The sequence below is a fragment of the Flavobacterium sp. genome (assembly GCF_029945805.1).
Taxonomy (GTDB): domain Bacteria; phylum Bacteroidota; class Bacteroidia; order Flavobacteriales; family Flavobacteriaceae; genus Flavobacterium.
In genome coordinates, this window is sequence record NZ_JAQSDH010000017.1 from 38,741 (window position 1) to 59,059 (window position 20,319).

15 protein-coding genes and 1 tRNA gene are annotated in these 20,319 nt (G+C 34.5%); 9 read left to right on the top strand and 7 right to left on the bottom strand.

All coding sequences use genetic code 11. The features are described from left to right. Positions 1-25 precede the first annotated feature (25 nt). Entirely contained in the window at positions 26-643 is a 618-nt protein-coding gene (locus PSU83_RS04150; protein ID WP_300587029.1) for a C40 family peptidase, read from the top strand. A 42-nt stretch (positions 644-685) separates the two neighbouring features. Next, entirely contained in the window at positions 686-2,710 is a 2,025-nt protein-coding gene (locus PSU83_RS04155) for a ComEC/Rec2 family competence protein (protein WP_300587031.1), read from the top strand. 12 nt (positions 2,711-2,722) lie between these two features. Here the strand turns inward: PSU83_RS04155 and PSU83_RS04160 are convergent, their stop codons facing one another. The 6 genes from PSU83_RS04160 to PSU83_RS04185 all read right to left on the bottom strand — a co-directional run bounded on the left by PSU83_RS04160 (position 2,723) and on the right by PSU83_RS04185 (position 10,545). Next, positions 2,723-3,190: a thioredoxin family protein gene (locus PSU83_RS04160; protein WP_300587033.1), complete on the bottom strand. Its 468-nt coding sequence runs from the start codon at positions 3,188-3,190 to the stop codon at positions 2,723-2,725. Positions 3,191-3,242: 52 nt separating this feature from the next. Continuing rightward, positions 3,243-5,048, bottom strand: coding sequence for an oligopeptide:H+ symporter (locus PSU83_RS04165; protein ID WP_300587035.1), 1,806 nt, complete (start codon positions 5,046-5,048; stop codon positions 3,243-3,245). Between the two features lie 12 nt (positions 5,049-5,060). After that, a complete protein-coding gene (locus PSU83_RS04170) occupies positions 5,061-6,572 on the bottom strand; it encodes a peptide MFS transporter (RefSeq protein WP_300587037.1) in 1,512 nt (503 codons plus the stop codon). 3 nt (positions 6,573-6,575) lie between these two features. Further along, a complete protein-coding gene (locus tag PSU83_RS04175; protein WP_300587039.1) occupies positions 6,576-8,234 on the bottom strand; it encodes a peptide MFS transporter in 1,659 nt (552 codons plus the stop codon). A gap of 76 nt (positions 8,235-8,310) precedes the next feature. Next, on the bottom strand, positions 8,311-10,002 hold the full coding sequence (locus PSU83_RS04180; RefSeq protein WP_300587040.1) for a peptide MFS transporter: 1,692 nt from the start codon (positions 10,000-10,002) through the stop codon (positions 8,311-8,313). Positions 10,003-10,472: 470 nt separating this feature from the next. Continuing rightward, positions 10,473-10,545 (bottom strand) — tRNA-Phe (locus PSU83_RS04185). A gap of 99 nt (positions 10,546-10,644) precedes the next feature. Here PSU83_RS04185 and PSU83_RS04190 point away from each other — a divergent pair. From PSU83_RS04190 to PSU83_RS04220, 7 genes are all read left to right on the top strand, one after another. After that, positions 10,645-11,373: a type III pantothenate kinase gene (locus tag PSU83_RS04190; protein WP_300587042.1), complete on the top strand. Its 729-nt coding sequence runs from the start codon at positions 10,645-10,647 to the stop codon at positions 11,371-11,373. Continuing rightward, positions 11,370-12,629: a hypothetical protein gene (locus tag PSU83_RS04195; RefSeq protein WP_300587044.1), complete on the top strand. Its 1,260-nt coding sequence runs from the start codon at positions 11,370-11,372 to the stop codon at positions 12,627-12,629. Before PSU83_RS04190 ends, PSU83_RS04195 begins: the two co-directional genes overlap by 4 nt. Before the next feature lie 10 nt (positions 12,630-12,639). Then, positions 12,640-13,911, top strand: coding sequence for a hypothetical protein (locus PSU83_RS04200; protein ID WP_300587046.1), 1,272 nt, complete (start codon positions 12,640-12,642; stop codon positions 13,909-13,911). Positions 13,912-13,967: 56 nt separating this feature from the next. Then, positions 13,968-14,465 (top strand): LPS export ABC transporter periplasmic protein LptC, encoded by a 498-nt coding sequence (gene lptC, locus PSU83_RS04205; protein WP_300587057.1) that lies wholly within the window; start codon positions 13,968-13,970, stop codon positions 14,463-14,465. 2 nt (positions 14,466-14,467) lie between these two features. Beyond that, positions 14,468-14,659 carry a hypothetical protein gene (locus PSU83_RS04210; RefSeq protein ID WP_300587048.1) on the top strand — a complete coding sequence of 64 codons (192 nt, stop codon included), beginning with the start codon at positions 14,468-14,470 and terminating at the stop codon, positions 14,657-14,659. A gap of 3 nt (positions 14,660-14,662) precedes the next feature. Continuing rightward, positions 14,663-15,922: a hemolysin family protein gene (locus tag PSU83_RS04215; RefSeq protein WP_300587050.1), complete on the top strand. Its 1,260-nt coding sequence runs from the start codon at positions 14,663-14,665 to the stop codon at positions 15,920-15,922. A 108-nt stretch (positions 15,923-16,030) separates the two neighbouring features. Beyond that, a complete protein-coding gene (locus tag PSU83_RS04220; protein WP_300587052.1) occupies positions 16,031-18,139 on the top strand; it encodes a peptidylprolyl isomerase in 2,109 nt (702 codons plus the stop codon). 79 nt (positions 18,140-18,218) lie between these two features. Here the strand turns inward: PSU83_RS04220 and dnaG are convergent, their stop codons facing one another. Next, on the bottom strand, positions 18,219-20,198 hold the full coding sequence (gene dnaG / locus PSU83_RS04225; protein WP_300587054.1) for a DNA primase: 1,980 nt from the start codon (positions 20,196-20,198) through the stop codon (positions 18,219-18,221). Positions 20,199-20,319 lie beyond the last annotated feature (121 nt).

Below are 20,319 nucleotides of genomic sequence, written 5' to 3' on the forward strand. Positions count from 1 at the left end.
TTTATACATATTATCAATCCTTTTCTTGTTTACTGCATGTAAACCAACATCTAGTATCATTACTTCTAAAGATGATGCTATTAAAAAAGGTATTTACAAAGAACCGGCTGTAGTAAAAACTAGTACTAGTAAAGCAACGAAACCACAAAAAGAAACTCGTTCAAAACAAGGTATTACTCAAATTTTACAATTTAAAAAACCTTCCAAAGTAAATGAACAGAACGATAATGATATATTTACTGATAGCGACAATCCTAATTATTTGATTTCACAATTAATAAATACCGCTTCGGATAATTTAGGAGTTACTTATCGCGGCGGCGGAACAACAAAAGCCGGGTTTGACTGCTCGGGTTTGATGTATTCCATTTTCAAAAAGTTTGATATTTCCCTTCCACGTTCCTCTTATCAGATGGCGGAGGTTGGGAAAAATATTGACTTGAATGAAGCTAAAAAAGGTGATTTAATTTTCTTTATTAATAGAGGTCAGAGTAGAATTAATCATGTGGGAATGATCGTGGATGTAAAGGGTGACGAAATTAAATTTATTCATTCATCAACCCAAAGCGGCGTAATCATTTCCTCTTTAAAAGAATCCTATTATGACCGAACGTTCAAGCAAATCAATAGAGTAATACAGTAATTCCCACCACAATTATCTGAATTTTTGCGTAATTAAATTTATGTGAAAATTTTAAAATTCCCTTTAGCTCGAATTTTTATCGGATTTTTATCCGGTCTTCTTTTGTTTAGGATACTTAATCCAAACGGCAGTTTTGTGATTTATGTTTTAATAATTGGGCTAAGCGGATTATTAATTTCTTACTTCCACAGTAAAAAGAATACTAAATACAATCTTATTTTTGGTTGTTTTGTTCTGGTAATTTCGATGATGATTGGATTTACAACGGCCATAATCCACAAAGAAAATACCAATCCGAATCATTACAGCAATCAAATTTCAGATTACGAGCAAATTCGTTATCTGGATTTGGTACTAGTTGAAAAGCTTAAAAACACGACTAAAAACATTCGCTATTTATGTGTTGTAAATGAACTAGATGGAAAAAAAAGTTTTGGAAAAATAATTTTGAACATCGCTAAAAAAGATACGATTAGTAAGCTTCAAATCGGAACTCATTTACAAGTAAACGGAATCGTTTTCAAAAACAAAGCCCCATCAAATCCCAACTTGTTTGATTACGGAAAGTATTTAGAAAATCAAGAAATATATGCGCAGATTTATCCCAAAAAAATTGTGGTTGGTAATTACGAATCAAGTATATGGTCCTATTTTTCAAATTTTAGAGAAAAAATCATTTCAAATCTGGAACAGTCGGCAATCTCCGAAAAAGAATTGAATGTTTTAAATGCTTTGATTCTGGGTCAGCAACAAGACATTTCTCCTGAAATTCTGCAAGATTATCAGTATTCAGGAGCAGTGCATGTGTTGTCCGTTTCGGGTTTACATGTCGGATTCATTATGTTATTCCTTACGTTTTTTCTCAAAACTATTGGCAATTCGAGAAAAGGATCATTGATTAAACTGTGCATTATTATTGTGTCACTTTGGTCATTTGCTGTCCTAACTGGATTATCGCCCTCTATTGTACGCTCAGCAACGATGTTTTCGTTTTTGGCTATTGGACTACATTTAAGAAGATCGGTCAATATATACCACACCTTACTCGTATCAATGTTGTTAATTTTGCTATTCAAACCTTCCTTTTTATCAGATGTCGGATTCCAATTGAGTTATCTCGCCTTATTTTTCATTATTTGGCTGCAGCCGATTTTAGCTAGTATTTGGCAACCCAAAAATAAAATCATCAACTACTTTTGGGATATTGTTACCGTTTCCTTTTCAGCTCAAATTGGAGCCATGCCGTTGAGCATTTACTATTTTCATCAGTTTCCTGGATTGTTTTTTGTGACTAATTTGTTGGTTCTTCCGCTGCTTGGCGTAATTATGGCTTTTGGTATTATTGCAATTTTGATTGCAACTTATACTACTGTTCCTTTTTATATTGCTAAAACTATTGAGCTTTTAATTCGTTTTCTAAATGAAATTATTCATTGGGTTGCTGATTTTGATTCCTTTGTCATCACTAACATTTCGTTTTCAAAAGAAATGCTAATAAGCTCTTATCTCACAATAATTCTAATTATTCTTTGGATAAAAACCTCTGATTTTAAACGATTAGTTATGGTGTTTTTTAATATAATACTGTTGCAGACTATATTCATTTATCAGAAACACGCAACCTTAAAAAAAGAGGAATTGATTGTTTTTCATGTTTCGAAAAATACAATCATAACGGAAAGACTAGGTGCAGACGTAACCATTTATAGCAATGACAGTATTTTGAAAAATATAAGCAAAAATGTACTGATTCAATCCTATTTAGTTGAAAATTTCTGCAACATTAGAGCACAGCATCCGCTAAAGAATCTACTGTACTTTAAAAACAAAAAGATACTAATTATCGATAGTTCCTGTGTTTACACAAAAGGAATCCATCCGGATATTTTACTTATCATTCAATCGCCAAAACTGAACATTGAACGCTTGGTGAAAACTTATAAGCCAAAAGAAATTATTGTTGACGGATCTAATTTTAAATCCTATGTTCGGCTTTGGGAAGCAACTTGTAAAAAAGCAAAAATCCCTTTTCACTATACCAATGAAAAGGGATTTTATCAGATTTAATTCTATTAAAAATTATGACTTTTTGTTTGTCAAAATTTCATTTGCTACTTTTAACCATGCATCTGGTCCACCAGCAACATATCCTGTACTTCCTAATTTTTCAAGGTTTATTTTACCATCTTTTTTACTTGCATTCACAAACCAAACCGTTGGATATCCTTGCACCATAAAGGTTTGTTGTAATTCCTGATTTTGTTTTTGAATTGCCGGAGATTGAGGCGTTTGTCTTGGATAATCCAATTCAACCAAAACTACATTTGCTTTTGCCCATTTTTGAAATTCTGGTGTTTTAAATACTTCTTTTTGCAAACGGATACACCAGCCACACCAGTCGCTTCCTGTGAAAAATAAAAACAATGGTTTTTTAGATTTTTTAGAAATCTCCATTGCTTTGTTCATATCTGTTTGCCAAGATAATTCTTGAGCTTGTATTGTTAACGAGCCCAATACTAAAAATAAGGTAAGTGCTATTTTTTTCATTGTTCTAAATTTTTTTTCAAATATAACAAAAAGAATGCCAAATAAATGTCAGTTATCTGACACCATGCATTAATTTTTTAATAACTGGCGACATAATTATTGATAACAGCGCCATAATAACTGAAATTATGGTCAGAACCCAGAAGAAATAACTCAATCCATGTTCATTGGCCACTTTATCAATATTTTCACCAAATATTCCGGCTCCTTTCATTCCGATGGCTACGGCTAAATACCAAACCCCAAACATAAAGGCTATCATTCGGGCCGGAACCAACTTACTTACGTAGGACAATCCAACGGGTGAAATACACAATTCTCCCATTGTATGAAAAAGATACACTAAGATCAACCAAATCATACTGACCGAAGCTGTTTTAGCTCCAGGCTCGATTCCGGATGCACCGATGGCCACACAAGCCATTCCCAATCCTAAAAGCAACATACCAATTCCATATTTAATATTAGCTGTTGGATTGTATTTGCTTTCCCACCATTTAGAAAATAATGGTGCCAAAGAAATAATGAATAGAGAGTTTAGTGTTGAAAACCACGTTGCTGGAACTTCTGTCAAAGGCGTTGTAACTTTAGCAATTTTTAAAATTTCAAGCGTACCATCAGAAAGGGATAAAACTCCAGCTGTATAATAATCTTTGACCAACATCCAAATGGCAATACCCCAAATGATAACGAAACTTGTACTTAAAATCACATTGGCCACTGCATAGTCTTTAAACGTTTGCTTAAACATTAAATACAATACCCAAGTAATAATTACTAAAGGTAAAATAGTAATTAAAGAATTTACAATTAAAAATATCATACTCCAATTGCCCACTAAAATTCTATTGGTATAATCGCTTGCAAAAATGGTTAAACTGTTTGGTGATTGTTCAAATATTGCCCAAAAGAAAATAGTCAAAAAGGCAAAGAAAGTAACCGCAATTAATTTTTCGCGTGTGATTTTAGAATACTGCGTTAAACGATACATCAACAGAAGTATGAATAAACTTAATGCAGTTAGAATAGCAATTGAATTTCCATTTGGTCCTAAAAATCGGAAAACATCTATTTCGCCACCCGATATCTTTGAAGCAGGTGCATTGATAATCCAAAACAATCCTAAAGTAACTGAAATAGCAATCACCACTAACTGCCAAGCATGAAAAGGATTTCTTTTATCTGTATCTGAAGCTTCTTTCAGTGCTTTGCTTTCTTTATTAGGTTTTAAACCGATATCACCGAAAATATTTTGTGACAACCAAAATTGTAATGTTCCGAAAAACATAAAAATTCCAGCTAATCCGAAACCATAACTCCACCCAACTTTTTCACCCAAATACCCGCAAAGCAGAATTCCGAAGAAAGCTCCAGCATTAACACCCATATAAAACAAAGTATAGGCACCGTCTTTTTTTTCAGGTCGGTCTTTGTACATTTCAGATATAATTGAAGTCATATTCGGTTTGAAAAATCCGTTTCCGAAAACCAATAAGACCAATCCTAAATAAATGGAAGTCTCGCTTTCGACTGCCATTGAAGCGTGACCTAAAGTCATTAAGGTAGCTCCAATAACAATTGCCCATCTAAAGCCAATGACTTTATCGGCAAAATAACCTCCTAACATAGTTGAAAGATAAACCAATCCAACATAAGACCCAAACAAAGAGGAAGCGTTTTCTCTTACCCAACCCCAGCCACCATCTGCAATAGAAGCTGTGAAGAATAATATTAACAAGGAGCGCATCCCGTAGAACGAAAAACGTTCCCACATCTCAGTAAAGAACAAAACGAATAATCCGGCAGGATGGCCTAAAACATTATTTTTAAAAAACTGATCGGTTGAATTCTGACTCATATAAATTTAATTTTAACGTACTTCCTGCATTAATTTTTTAACTAGCGGAGAGATAAGAAGCAAAACTATTCCTGCTACTAAGGCGTAAATAGCCAATTGTTGATATCCATTGGCATACGTGTTTAATTTTTCTAAATTCGTAGCGTTTTCAGCAGCTTCAGCAATATTTGCCCCTAATAATCCAGCAAAATATTGACCATAAGCACTCGCTAAAAACCACATTCCCATTATAACTGCTTGCGTTTTCTGTGGTGATAATTTTGTCATGGCGCTCATTCCGATCGGAGATAAACACAGCTCGCCAAAAGTGATAATAAACCATCCAAAAGTAAAAATCCCTAATGAAGTTTTTCCGTTAAAGTCGGCAAAGAATTTGGTGTAATAGAATACCCAAAAACCACCGGCAAGGAATATAAACGCTAATCCAAATTTAACGACAGTATTAGGTTCGATTTTTCTTTTTGCCATCCACAACCAAACTAATCCTACTAAGGCTGCAAAACCAATCACAAAAAAGGAATTGGCCGAATTGTTGACGCCATTTGGACTTAATTTAACACCTAAGATTTCATTATTTAAATTATTCGCTGCGAATAAACTCAAGGAACCTCCACTCTGCTCAAAAAATGCCCAAAAGAAAATTGAAAAGATAATAAAAACTAAAGCGGCTAACAACTTCTTATTTTCTGCAGAAGAGAAATTCTTCATTTCATAGAACAAATAGAGGATAGATGCTGGTCCGATAACCATCATGAAATAATCTGTATATCTTGTATTGGCAACCATGACAATAATTACTGGAACTATTAACAGTGAACCTACATAAGTTACAATCTCTAACGTTTTTTTCTTTGAACTTTCAATATTCATTAAAGGCGAAAGTCCAATTGGTCCCAAGCTTTTTTGAGTTTGAGTAAAGGTTAGCAAACTAATAATCATCACAATCGCGGCAAACCCGAAACCAACATTCCAACGAAGATTTTCAGGAACTAACGATTGCCACATAGAACCTTCAGCAACGGCTATACAAATGTAACCACCAATTAAAGCGCCTAAATTTACACCCATGTAAAAGAAGGAAAAACCAGCATCTCTTCTAGGATCATCAATGGTGTATAATTGGCCTACCATTGAGGATATGTTTGGTTTAAAGAAACCTGTTCCAACTATTGTAAAACCCAAACCAATAAAAAAGAAATTTTTTGGATCTATTGCGAGAATAACACTTCCTACGATCATGAGTATTCCTCCCCAAAAAAGCGATTTTCTTAATCCTAAAATTTTATCGGCAAATAATCCACCAATAAAGGTGAAAGCATAAACCCATGCTTGCGTTGCACCGTATTGAAGATTTGCATTTTTTTCATCCATGGCTAAATGATTTACCATGAAAACTACCAACATTCCTCGCATTCCATAGAAACAAAAACGTTCCCACATTTCGCTAAAAAACAAGTACCATAATTGTTTTGGATACTTTCCTTTAAAGTTTTGTATTTGGTCTAGTGTAATTTGTTGTTCCATATTTTAATTAATTCCTTTTTCTTTCATTACTTTATTTAAATTTTTCACCAAGGCAAACATCAGTAAAGTGGCGAACATTAATAATGCAAAGTTTACCCAAAAGAAGTTCGCTTTATCATCATAAGTGTCCCACATACTGGCTAAAACGCCGCTGAGTTTATTTCCGATAGACGTAGATAAAAACCATCCGCCCATCATTAATGCTGTTATATTTTTTGGCGATAATTTGGATACTACTGACAATCCCATCGGACTCAGAAATAGTTCACCAATAGTAATGATTCCGTAATTTGCAACGAGCCACCAAACGGAAACTTTTTCCATCCCGTTATTCCCTATATGAACTGCAGCAACCATAACCAATACGGATAATGCCGAAATTAATAATCCGAAGGCTATTTTTGTTGGTGTTGAAGGTTCTTTTTTTCTACTACGTAAAAAGGTAAAAAACGCAACAACTAATGGTGTCAGTATAATCACCCAACCTGGATTAATGGATTGGCTCAGATTGGTTGCCCAAATACTTATCTTACTGCCTTCTTGTGGTATTTTTTCTTTATGGACATTTCTGAAATAAATTGGATAATCCACCACTTTCTGCACTTCGCCGTTTACCTTTTGCAATCTGAAATTGGCATCATATAATTCAGTGGAACTTTTTTCATAAGTTATTTCTTTTGACAATTTAAGATTGCTGAAAACTGCCTGCGTATTTCCTGTGATTTCTCGATCAGTATATCGATCTGCCCATGTTGTTAATGCAGAGCCGTTTAATTTAAAAACTGCCCAAAATAATATCACTACGGCAAATATGGAAAGTAATGCACCAATTGGTCGTTTGTCCTCTACTTTAGCTTTAAAATAAAGACTTCCGTAAAAATAAACGATCGGAATACAGGCAAAGATAAAAGCATCTGTACTGTCTGAACCAAAGATATAACTGTCTGGATTTGCATCCGATGTTATTCCTTTTAGAAACCATCCGATAATCCCAAATATAACTGATGGAACTAAAATATAAAGTACGATTTTATAAAAAGGCATATCACCTTCTTGAATTCCTTTTTTCTCAGTTTTGTTTCCGTAATGTTTTGTTCCCAATAAGAATACAATCACACCTATAAACATTCCCAAACCGGCAGCCATAAAGGCATACTGCCATCCTAGAAGGATCTGTAATGCTGCTCCAAAAAAGTTACAAATAAAAGCGCCAACGTTGATTCCCATATAGAAAATATTATAGCCTTCATCTTTTTTGTCTTTAAATTTATCTTCGTTATAAAAATTTCCCAATAAGGTAGAGATATTGGGTTTAAAGAATCCGTTTCCCACAATTACCAAGGTCATCGCAACATACAGCATGGTCAAACTATGGATGCCCATCATAAAATAACCAGCGCCCATCATTAAACCGCCAATTACAATCGATTTTTTGTAGCCTAAATACCTGTCGGCTACGAGTCCGCCTACAAATGGCGTTAAGAAAACCAGTGCAATGAAGGTTCCATATAAATCCGATGCTTCTTTTTCGGTCATGGCGAAACCGGCTTCTACATCTTTAAGATAAAGGGTGAAAATCCCTATCATTAAATAGTAACCGAAACGCTCCCACATTTCAGATAAAAACAAGTAAGGCAGTGCTTTTGGATGTGATTTCCACATAATGATTGAATTTAAAAAACAAACCTACAAGGATTTCTTGTAGGTTTGAAAGATATAAAAATATTTTGAAATTTAATTAACGAACTCCGTGCATCATTTTTTTCAAAAGCGGTGTTAATAACAATAACAATACGGCAGCAAATCCAGTTAAAACAACAAAGACCATAAAGAATTCGAAAAGATTATGAATTTCAAAACCAGCAATTACAGGATTTGACGCACTTATTTGTGCTTTCTCCAATAATCCTAATTGCTCTGGCGTTGCTACTACTGATTTATTTAACACCGCCTGTAAATCGATTCCTAATTCTTTTGCTTTTACAAATTTATCTCCAGTTGCAGGAAGGATTGACCCTAACGTTCCTGCTAAAGCGTACCCTGCAGCGTTTGACAAAAAGAAAACACCAAAAAGTAGCGAAGAAAAACGCTTTGGAGATAATTTTCCCACTAAAGACAATCCGATAGGAGACAAACACAACTCAGCAAAAGTTTGAATTAAGTATAAAAGAATTAGCCATTTGATAGCCAATAATCCGCTATTTCCTAAATCTTTTACATTGTAAGCTAGAATAAAATAACTTAAAGCAATTAAAGCTAGACCTATTGCTTGTTTTACAGGAGAAATTGGTTCTCTTCCGGCTGCTCTTAATTTATCCCATAAAATACTAAAGGGCAAAGCAAATGCAAATACGAAAGCACCATTAAAAATTTGAACCATTGAAGGTGGCATATTCCAACCAAAGAAATTCCGGTCAGTTTGATTGTCTGCAATAAATGTCAATGATGAACCTGCTTGTTCGAACGCAGCCCAGAAAAATATGATAAAGAAGGCAACAATATAAATTACAAAAATTCGATCTCTTTCCACTTTCGTTAACGAACTGTCTGAAACAATTAATCCTGCCAAGGTCAGTCCGCTGGCATAAATTATTGGATAAATTATTGTTTTTACAAAATTTTCTCCGCCCAGAACATATCGGAAAAGAAAAAACAAACCAACGAAAGCAACTCCAGCTACAATCAGTGATGTTGGAGAAAAAACAGCTTTCTGAGCTTCACCTTCTTCATATTCTGATCCGTCATTTTGAGAGGGCAAACCTCCAAGCGGCTTACCTTCAGGAGTTACAACGTACTTATTTTTTAGGATATAAAATATTAGTGTTCCCAGAAGCATTGCAATCGCCGCAGCTAAAAATCCCCATTTAAATGCATGAATATCTCTAATTCCACCGGCATCTTTAACATCGCCAACAAGTGGACAAATTAATTGTCCAAGGAATGCTCCGAGATTAATTCCCATATAGAAAATTGTGAAAGCAGTATCCAATTTACTTTTTTCTTGCTTTGGATACAAACTGCCCACCATAGAGGAGATGTTTGGTTTGAAAAATCCATTTCCGAAAATAATAATTCCAAGTGCTGACCACAGTAAAGTGTTTGCTAAACTTAAATCGCTACCGAAAACAGTTGCGCTAAAGAAAAGTAAAAACTGACCAACCGCCATCATTAATCCTCCTAAAAGGATACAATTTCTATTTCCGAAAAATCGATCTGCAACAAAACCGCCTAACATTGGTGTCAAATAACAAAGTCCTAAAAATCCTCCATAGATAATTGAAGCATCGGCCTCTTTCATCATTAAAGCATTTATCATGAACAATGTTAATATGGCTCTCATTCCGTAGAAGTTGAATCGTTCCCACATTTCTGTGCCAAATAATACCCAAAGTCCTTTTGGATGTCCTGATTTTACAGTTGTTTCACTCATTTTAAATTATTTTATATTGGTTTTGAATAGTTTAGTTTGCTTTATAAAAACCGTCAATTTTAGTGAAAAAATTACAATAAACAGTACTTTTTTATGTTAAATGCCATTATTTGATACGATACGGTTTAAAAACTAATTTTGAAAAACGAAATACATCGCTAAATGTAGGAACATCTGTTTTTGATTTACTGGCTTGATTTTTATGATTATGCAGTTTTTTAAGATACTAAAACACCTCCATATCAATTAGAAAATAGTACTCTATATCGAATTCAATAAGTACTCTTTAGCCCCGATAGTAGCGGCATCCTTTTTCTATTTTTTTAGAAAAAGATAGAGTGGATAGCGGGACCGAACGTCCGGAATAAAACAAGGTTGTGCTTCTAATCATTTTTACAGCTACACTAGTTGTGCCTGAAGTTAAGTGTAAAACAAAAAACCCATCTACTTTTCAGTGACGGGTTTTGTTGTGGTACCTCCAGGAATCGAACCAGGGACACATGGATTTTCAGTCCATTGCTCTACCAACTGAGCTAAGGTACCTTGCTTTGTTGCGGGTGCAAATATAAGATGATTTTTAATTTATCCAAAACAAATACTAAAAAAAAACTATTCGTAACTTTGACCCTCTAAAACATTGTCATGATTTTAACAATTGATGTTGGAAATACCCGAATCAAAGCCGCTGTATTTGAACATAATACGGCAGTTGAATATTTTTTTTTCACGAAAGAAGAACTTTTAAATCAAGTGCATTTTATTCTGAATAAGTTTCAAAAAATTGAAAATATAGTTGTTGCTTCGGTCGGAAATGTCGAAAAAGAACTTTTTTTATCTTTAACCGTTAAGGTTAAAATCCATTTTATAAGTCACGAAAGCCACTTTCCGTTTACCAATTTATATAGCACACCCAATACACTCGGAATTGACCGAATGGTTTTAGCTGCCGGTGCCGTTCTGACTTATCCCAAACAAAATCGTCTTGTTATTGATGCCGGAACTTGCATAACCTATGATTTTATTGATGAAAATGACAATTATCTTGGCGGTGCCATTTCTCCTGGAGTACGATTGCGTTATGAATCATTACCTCAATATACTGCAAAATTGCCTTTGCTTACTAAAAAGCAACCCGACAACTTTATTGGAAATTCTACTCACGAATCAATTCACTCTGGGATAATAAATGGTGTTGCTCTAGAAATTGACGGATTTATTGAACTTTACAAATTACAATACGCTAAATTTATCATAATTTTAACGGGTGGTGATGCAGATTTTTTGGCGGTGCGATTAAAAAATACCATATTTGCCAATTCAAATTTTCTACTAGAAAGCTTGAACCAAACATTTCAATACAATCAAAAATGATTAAAAAAATTATAGTAAGCATTAGTTTACTTTTTTCATTGACACTATTTGCTCAGGAAAGCACCTCTTCTCCCTATTCTTTTTACGGAATTGGCGATGTTAAATTTAAAGGAACAGTGGAAAACCGTTCTATGGGAGGCCTTTCAGTTTTACCGGATAGCATCCATATGAACATCCAAAATCCAGCACATTATGCTAGTTTAAAGCTGACAAATTTTGCCATCGGAGGAACTTATGCTAACTCAAAATCTAAGACAGAAGTTCAAGAAGGAAAAGCCAGAAGAACATCTTTAGATTACCTCGCCATTGCTGTTCCCGTTGGAAAATTAGGTATTGGATTTGGACTTATTCCTTATTCATCTGTGGGATACAAAATTGAAAAAAGAACTAGCGCAACTAATACAACGTATTCAAATTACACAGGAACTGGAGGAATCAATAAGGTTTTTGCTGGGTTGGGATATAAAATAACGAAAGACTTGAACATTGGCGCTGACATACAATACAATTTCGGAAAAATTGAAACTACCAATGCACGCTATTTGAGTGGGCTTGATTTTATTGAATATGGAACTAGAGAAAACAACATCTCAGATGTGAGAGGTGTAAATTTTGATTTAGGTTTAAGTTATCAAACCAAACTGAATTCAAAATATTCTTTTTATAGCAGTTTGATATATAGTCCGGAAGCTACACTAACATTTCAAAACTCACGTACCATTGAACTAGTGCAGTTCTTAGCGTCTGGCGCAGTGAGTGTTGTTGAAACAAATGATATTCCGATTTCAGATACCAAAATAAAACTTCCTTCTAAACTTGCTTTTGGAAGTGGTTTTGGCGAAGTAAAAAAATGGTTAGTTGGTGGAGAAATTACTTTACTCCAAAACAGCGTGTTATCCAATCGTTTTACCGACATTCAAGGTGCGACTTTTGAAAATACGGTGCGCTATAGTATTGGTGGATTTTTCATCCCTAACTACAATTCGTATTCTAACTATTTTAAGAGAATTGTATATCGCGGTGGATTGCGCTATGAGAACACTGGATTGGTTATTCAAAACAAGTCCATAAATGATATTGCAGGAACTTTTGGCATGGGCTTACCTTTAAGCGGAACGTTTAGCAACATAAATATTGGTCTTGAAATTGGAAAAAGAGGAACTAAATATTATAACTTAGTACAAGAAAATTACTTTAACATCAGCGTAGGTTTATCACTAAGTGATAGATGGTTCGTGAAACGTAAATACGACTAAAACTTTAATTATGAAAGCAATTATTTTACTACTTGGGATTTTGTTTATTACAAATGGTGCGGCTCAAAAGTATGATTGTATTTCAAAAACAAAGGTCTATCAAGAGCTTTTAGAGGCAAAGAAATTTACTGAATCGTTTAATACTTGGGACGAAATTCGAAAAAATTGTCCTAAAGAGAATAATGTTATTTATACGGATGGAGTTCAAATTCTGCAATATAAAATTGACAACGCATCTTCTGCGGAAGAAAAAGAAAAGTTAGTTCGCGATGTTTTAAAATTATACGACCAGTATTATAAAAACTTCCCTTTACTTGCCAGTGATTATGAGGTGAACAAAGGAATGACACTAGTTGAAAATAATATTGACAGTAAAGAAGAAATATTTAATTTACTAGATAACGGTTTCTCAAAAGCTGCTTCTAGCGTTACTTCTGCTAATGCAATTTCCACTTACTTTAACTTATATCTTGATAAATTCAAATCGGGAGATAAAAATATTACCTCAAATTCGGTTTTAGACAAATACACATTAGTAAATTCATTGCTTTTACAACTTCAAAATACGCATCCGGAACAGAAAGAGTATGCAACTGCTCTAAGATCTATTAATAAGCAAATTAAAGAATTAGCTACTTGTGAAAACCTTTCCGACTTCTATGCCAAAAACTTTGAAACCAATAAAGAAAACAGCGACTGGATTATGTCGGCACTGATTAACCTTTCGGGACAATGTGCTTCAAAACCAATTTTCTATACTTTAGCTGAAAAGTTATACAGCACTAAAGCAACGGCGCAATCAGCTAATTTTATGGCATTGGCAAACCTGAATTTAAAAAAGTTTCCTGAAGCGAAAACGTTCTATACTGAATCGGCTGAATTACAAAGCAATCCTATTGAAAAAGCGAAAATATATTATACACTTGCGACGGGTTTAGAAGCTGGCGATGCATCAAAATCAAAAGAACTTTTAAACAAAGCTTTAGCACTTGATCCAAAAATGGGTAGAGCGTATCTTTTTTTAGCACAACTGTACACGAACAATGCAGCTCAATGCGGTAAAACCAATTTTGAAAAGAAAGCAATTGTTTATTTGGCTATCGAAACCAATAAAAAAGCGGCTATTGCACAACCAAGACTTAAACCAACTGCCGATAAACTTAATGAGGGATTGACCTCCAAATCATTGACGTCTGCAGAAATTTCGAAAGAAAAAATGAATGGCAAATCAATAACTGTGGGTTGTTGGATAAATGAAACCATCACTTTTCCATCAAAATAATGAAAAGTAGTTCCAGAAACAGCATCCCTTTTTTAGCGGCAATAATTTTTTGTTCTATGATGATAAGCTGCGAGAGTAACTTTCGTGAAGTTCAAAAAATGGGATTTGCCGAATTTTCTCCGAGCGGCGATGCGGACGGAATTAATTTAAAATATACGGATTCGGGTAGAATTACCGCAAATTTGGTAAGTCCGAAAATGTTGGATTATACCACTGTTGAATATCCTTTCACCGAATTTCCAAAAGGTATTCATTTGACGTTGTACGATAAAAACGGCAAGGAAACCTATATTGATTCTAAGTATGCGGTCACTCACAAAGCAACTAATATAATAGATTTACAGAATGATGTGAAAATATCCAATCAAGAAGGGCAATTATTGGAAACACAACAATTGTATTACGATCAAAAAAATGAATGGTTTTTTACCGAAAAAAAGTTTAAATTTACCTCGCCGAAAGGAATCTCCTACGGAGAAGGAATCGACTTTAGTAAGGATTTCAAAAAAGTAAACTCACAAAAAATATCTGGAGAAGTCCAGTCAACGGATTAATCATGAACTATTTAAAATTTACGCAATACGCTTATTTAATTGCCGCACTTCTTTTTGCAGTTGATGCTTATTTAAAATGGCAAGAAAAAGAAAATTATACGATCCAATTACTATTTGCATTCGTTGGTATCTTTATGTTTTTTTTCAGAAGAAATTTTGGAAAGAAATTTGCTGAACGAAACAAAAAACCCTAATTCATGGAAATCGGAATAATCATTATATGCTTGATACTTTCCGCTTTCTTCTCTGGGATGGAAATTGCTTTTGTTTCGTCGAATAAAATTTATCTCGAGATTGAAAAAAAGCAAGACGATTTCATATCCCAAATCCTTACCAAATTAACCCGTAAACCTTCTAAGTTTATTGCTACCATGCTTGTAGGCAATAACATCGCAATGGTTGTGTACGGTTTTTTTATGGGCGATTTATTGATGCGGTGGTTTGATACTTTTGAATTAAACCTTACTCCTTTTTCCAATTTATTATTACAAACGGTAGTTTCCACACTGATTGTTTTGATGACTTCAGAGTTTTTACCGAAAGTGTTTTTCCAAATTTACGCGAATACTTTTATCAAGTTTTTTGCGGTTCCAGCCTATTTTTTCTACAGACTATTTTATTATATTTCATCTTTCCTGATTTGGATTTCAGATTATGTACTGCGTAAATTCTTCAAAACCCAAGGCGACCAAATCAACCTTTCGTTCAGCAAGATTGAGTTAGGGAATTACATATCGGAACAAATGAATGCCGTTCAAGATCATGAAACCGTGGATTCAGAAATTCAGATTTTCCAGAACGCCTTAGAATTTTCGGCTGTAAAAGCTCGAGATATTATGACACCCAGAACCGAATTGGTTGCCGCAGAATTACACAGTTCGGTGGTTGATTTGAGAGAACTATTTATAAAAACTGGTTATTCTAAAATTTTAGTCTACATCAACACGCTTGACGATATTGTAGGTTATGTGCATTCTTTTGAACTTTTCAAAAAGCCGCGAAGCATTAAATCGATTATGATTTCTGTAGAGTTTGTTCCCGAATCAATTCTGATAAAAGATGCTATGAGCTTACTGACAAAAAAACGTAAAAGTGTCGCCGTAATTTTGGATGAATACGGCGGAACTTCGGGCATCATGACAATGGAAGACATTGTCGAAGAATTATTTGGTGAAATTGAAGACGAACATGATTCCGCCGAAGAACTAACTGAGACTAGAATAGATGAATTCAATTACATTTTTTCAACGCGCCTCGATGTTGAATATCTTAACGAAGAATACAAGCTCAACATTCCCGAAAGTGATTCTTATGGAACTTTGGGTGGATTTATTGTAGATTTTTCTAAAGAAATTCCACAAAAAGGAAATCAGATTACCATTGGAAATTTCCAGTTCGTCATTGAAGAAGCGACGAATAAGAAAATAGAATTGGTAAAATTGACGATATTAGATTAGTTTCTCGTAAAAAATATACATTTAAACGAAATTATAGCTTTGTGAGTTTTGTTATTACACATATAATTGTATTTTCGCAAACTGAAATAAAATTAACAAAAAATAGAAATGGCAGTTTTATCAAAAATTAGAAATCGTTCGGGCTTACTTTTGTTAGCCATTGGATTTGCTTTATTGGCTTTTGTAGTACAAGATCTATTCAGCAGCGGCATGAAAAGTATATCTACGGATGTTGGAAGCGTGAACGGAAAAGATATTTCTTATGACGAATTCAGAATCATGGTGGCAAATGCCGAAAAAAATGCTCAGGCTCAAGGCCAGAATGTTACTTCGATGCAAGCTTCAAACCAAGTTTGGAACCAACAAGTTCAAATTGAGTTACTAAAAGCAGAATTCGATAAATTGGGAATTCGTGTAGGTGAAAAACACCTAATCGAAGTATTCAAGGCGGATCCAAATATTGGGCAAAACCCGATGTTTTTAAATGCTGCTAAGAAATTTGATTTGAAAAAGTTTAAAGATTATTTTGAAGCAACACCAGAAGGTAAAAAAGCACTAAAAGACAGAGAAAAAGATGCTGATTTGAATGCAAAATATCAAATTTATAATTCTTTAGTAAAAGGTGCCATGTACACCACAAATGCTGAAGGGAAATTCAAATACGAATCAGAAACTAATAAAGTAAATTTTGACTTTGTAATGGTTCCATTTTCGTCTGTAAAAGACAGTGATATTAAAGTAACCGACGAAGAAATCGTTGCTTACATGAAAACGAAAGAGAAAAAATTCAAATCAGAAGAATCTCGTGAATTGGATTATGTATTGGTTCAGGAAAAACCATCTGCACAAGACGAAGCGGATGTAAAGAAACACATTGACGGTTTGTTATCATCTAGTGCTCGTTACAACAAAGAAACAGGTGTAACCGATACCATTCCAGGTTTCAGAACAGTTACTGATAATGCTGAGTTTGTAAATGCAAATTCTGATATTCCATTTGATTCAACTTATATCGCAAAACAAGATTTGCCTGCAGCAGTAGCTGAACAATTATTTAATTTGCCTGTTGGACAAGTTTATGGTCCATACATGAACAATGATTACTACTGTATTTCAAAAGCATTAGGAAGAAATCCTGGAGCAAAAGCAAAATCAAGTCATATTTTAATTAGCTGGGTTGGTGCTGAAAGAGCGCAACCAAAAGAACAAAGAACTAAAGAACAAGCAAAAATTAAAGCAGAAGGTATATTAGCTCAAGCAGTAGCTAATCCTGGAATGTTCCAAATGCTTGCAATGACTTCATCAGAAGATCCATCTGTCCAACAAAATGGTGGAGATATGGGATATATTTCAAGAGACACAGGCTTTGCAAAAGGGTACAAAGATTTCGTATTCGGTAATCCTGTTGGAAAAATTGGTTTAGCTGAAACTGAATTTGGGTATCACATCATCAATGTAACTGACAAACAAGATGCGATTAAATTAGCTACTATTGCTGAAAAAATTGAGCCTTCGGAAGCTACAAATGACGTAACCTATACGACTGCAACTAAATTTGAAGCTGATGCTGAAAAGAAAGATTTTGGTGCATTAGTAAAAGAAATGAAACTTAACGTTAATCCAGCGGTTAGAGTAAAAGCAATTGACGAAAGTTTTGGAACTATGCAAAACCAAAGACAAATTGTGAAATGGGCTTTTGAAAGCGGAACCAAAATAGGTAGCGTAAAACGTTTCGAAATTGTAAATATGGGTCATGTTATTGTTAAGCTAAAAAGCATCGCTGAAAAAGGTTTAATGTCTGTTGAAGAAGCAAGACCACAAGTGGAAACTGTATTGAAAAACAACAAAAAAGCGGAAAAAATTATAGCAAACATGAAAGATAGTTCTCTTGCAGCCATCGCTTCAAAAAACAAAGTTGCTGTTATGAACGCTGTTGACTCTACAATCGAAAATCCAAATCTTCTTGGCGCAGGTTTTGAACCAAAAGTAGTGGGTATGGCATTTACATCAAAAGCAGGTCAGGTTTCTAAACCAATTCAAGGAAATTCTGGTGTTTATGTAATCAATACTAAAATGGTTACTAAAGCGCCCGCAATTCAGAAATACACAGATTACATCAACAAAATAAAGCAACAAGTAGCAAACTATTCAGGAAGAGTGTTGCCTGCGTTGAAAAATGATGCTGATATTACAGATGATAGAGCTAATTTCTATTAACAAAAAGCTCAATTCAAAATACAAAAAACCCGAGGCAAACGCTTCGGGTTTTTTGTTTAGGTTTTAATACAAAGATGCTTTACAAATAAGTCGAACGTATCCTTCCAATCTTGTTCGTTAGATTGACTTTTAGTTTATTGTAGTCGTTTATAGTGGATTTTAGTTCTTCCAAATCACTTTCCGCATCATTAGTAAAACTGTTCATCAAATCCATAATCAGTTTGTTGATAAGGTATTCCCGAAGCGAAGTAATGGTTTCAGCAACATATTGAGAAACGTTCTTATCCTTCGTTTTTACATAAATGTGTTTGGCTTCCCAATTGTGTAACACTTCCTTTTCTTCCAACATTAAAATATCGGTAACCATCTGCGAATGCTCGATAGACAACTGCATCAAATAATGCTCAATATTGAAATTCTCATTTTGATTATAATAAGCAATCAAATCAGTGTAGATTTCCTTAAATAATGGATTAGCGAGTTCTACCTCATCTTCTTGCAGACTCAGATAAATCCTCTGGTGGACTTTAACGGTGCTGGTTTCCATTTCTTCAATCATTTCACCTTCCTCGTTGGCTTTTAAAATAAAGTCCTCGAAATCGGCTTCCTGTGAACCGTAAAGCAACAACATTTCGATAATCTTGCGTTCGAGTTCATAAATAATATTGACTTTCTCAAGCGATGACGACGTATCAGGCTTTACAACTTCTAATGCTTTGAATTCCTGTTTTTGTTTTTTTCCGGCTTCCGATAGATCTTTTTGAACGAGTTGCGCCAACGTATTCAGCAAAACTTGTTCAGAGATATCCATGATTCTGGACGTTTCCTGAATATAGATTTCTCGTTTTATTCGGTCTGGAATCTTAGAAATACTCACAACCATATCCCGAATCAAATCGGCTTTCTTGATAGGATCATTCTGAGCTTCATCCATCAAAAGCGAAGCCTTAAACTGAATGAAATCCTTAGCATTATTTTCTAAATGGTGAACTAAATCTTCATACGAATTCTTTCGGGCAAAACTATCTGGGTCATCTCCATCGGGGAAAGTGCAGACTTTGACGTTCATTCCTTCTTCAAGAATCAAATCAATTCCACGAACAGAAGCCCGTAATCCGGCAGCATCGCCATCAAAAAGCACGGTAATATTTTTGGTCAATCGATTGACTAACCGAATTTGATCCGGCGTTAAAGCCGTTCCAGATGAAGCAACGACATTTTCAATTCCGGCCTGATGCATTTGGATGACATCCGTATACCCTTCAACTAAGTAACAGTTGTTTTGCTTCGCAATCGCTTGTTTGGCATGAAAAATTCCGTAAAGAACTTTACTTTTATGATAGATTTCACTTTCGGGTGAATTCAGGTATTTGGCTGCTTTTTTATCATTGTTTAAAATCCGCCCACCAAAACCTAAATTTCGTCCAGACAAACTCTGAATCGGAAACATCACTCGTCCTTTAAACCGATCGAAATGTTTTCCGTCTTCTCTTTGAATCGTTAAACCAACTTTATCCAAATACTCTAACTGATAGCCTTTGGACAAAGCTTCTTTAGTAAACGCATCCCAAGTTTCGGGCGAATATCCTAATCCGAATTTGGCAATAGTTTCATTTGTAAACCCTCGTTCTTTAAAATAAGACAATCCAATCGCTTTGCCTTCTTCTGAATTTAAAAGTATGTCCTGAAAATACGTTTTGGCAAATTCGGAAACCAAATACATGCTTTCCTTCTCGTTGGCTTCAAGTTTATCTTCATTAGAAACTTCCGTCTCTTCAATTTCGATATTGTACTTGTTGGCTAAAAACCGAATCGCTTCCGGATAGGTAAAATGTTCGTGTTCCATTAAAAAGGTAACCACACTTCCACCCTTTCCTGAGCTGAAATCTTTCCAAATCTGCTTGACCGGAGAAACCATGAACGATGGCGAACGCTCATCCGAAAACGGACTCAATCCTTTGTAATTACTTCCGGCGCGTTTTAGTTGAACAAAGTCGCCTATGACTTCTTCCACACGTGCGGTTTCAAAAACTTTATCTATGGTTTCGCGGGTAATCAAAATAGATTGTTAGATTGTTAGAAATCTGAAAAATGAATGAGCGTAAAATTACACATTCATAATTTAAAATCATTAATGTCCGATAAAAACTAATATAGGACTTTTTTATTATTTATCTATT

Excerpts from the sequence above, each read along its gene's own strand:
- PSU83_RS04170 (WP_300587037.1), bottom strand. The coding sequence starts at position 6,572 with ATGGAACAACAAATTACACTAGACCAAATACAAAACTTTAAAGGAAAG.
- PSU83_RS04175 (WP_300587039.1), bottom strand. The coding sequence starts at position 8,234 with ATGTGGAAATCACATCCAAAAGCACTGCCTTACTTGTTTTTATCTGAA.
- PSU83_RS04210 (WP_300587048.1), top strand. The coding sequence starts at position 14,468 with ATGAACTATTTAAAATTTACGCAATACGCTTATTTAATTGCCGCACTT.
- PSU83_RS04180 (WP_300587040.1), bottom strand. The coding sequence starts at position 10,002 with ATGAGTGAAACAACTGTAAAATCAGGACATCCAAAAGGACTTTGGGTA.
- PSU83_RS04160 (WP_300587033.1), bottom strand. The coding sequence starts at position 3,190 with ATGAAAAAAATAGCACTTACCTTATTTTTAGTATTGGGCTCGTTAACA.
- PSU83_RS04215 (WP_300587050.1), top strand. The coding sequence starts at position 14,663 with ATGGAAATCGGAATAATCATTATATGCTTGATACTTTCCGCTTTCTTC.
- PSU83_RS04220 (WP_300587052.1), top strand. The coding sequence starts at position 16,031 with ATGGCAGTTTTATCAAAAATTAGAAATCGTTCGGGCTTACTTTTGTTA.
- lptC (WP_300587057.1), top strand. The coding sequence starts at position 13,968 with ATGATGATAAGCTGCGAGAGTAACTTTCGTGAAGTTCAAAAAATGGGA.
- PSU83_RS04165 (WP_300587035.1), bottom strand. The coding sequence starts at position 5,048 with ATGAGTCAGAATTCAACCGATCAGTTTTTTAAAAATAATGTTTTAGGC.
- PSU83_RS04195 (WP_300587044.1), top strand. The coding sequence starts at position 11,370 with ATGATTAAAAAAATTATAGTAAGCATTAGTTTACTTTTTTCATTGACA.
- PSU83_RS04190 (WP_300587042.1), top strand. The coding sequence starts at position 10,645 with ATGATTTTAACAATTGATGTTGGAAATACCCGAATCAAAGCCGCTGTA.
- PSU83_RS04200 (WP_300587046.1), top strand. The coding sequence starts at position 12,640 with ATGAAAGCAATTATTTTACTACTTGGGATTTTGTTTATTACAAATGGT.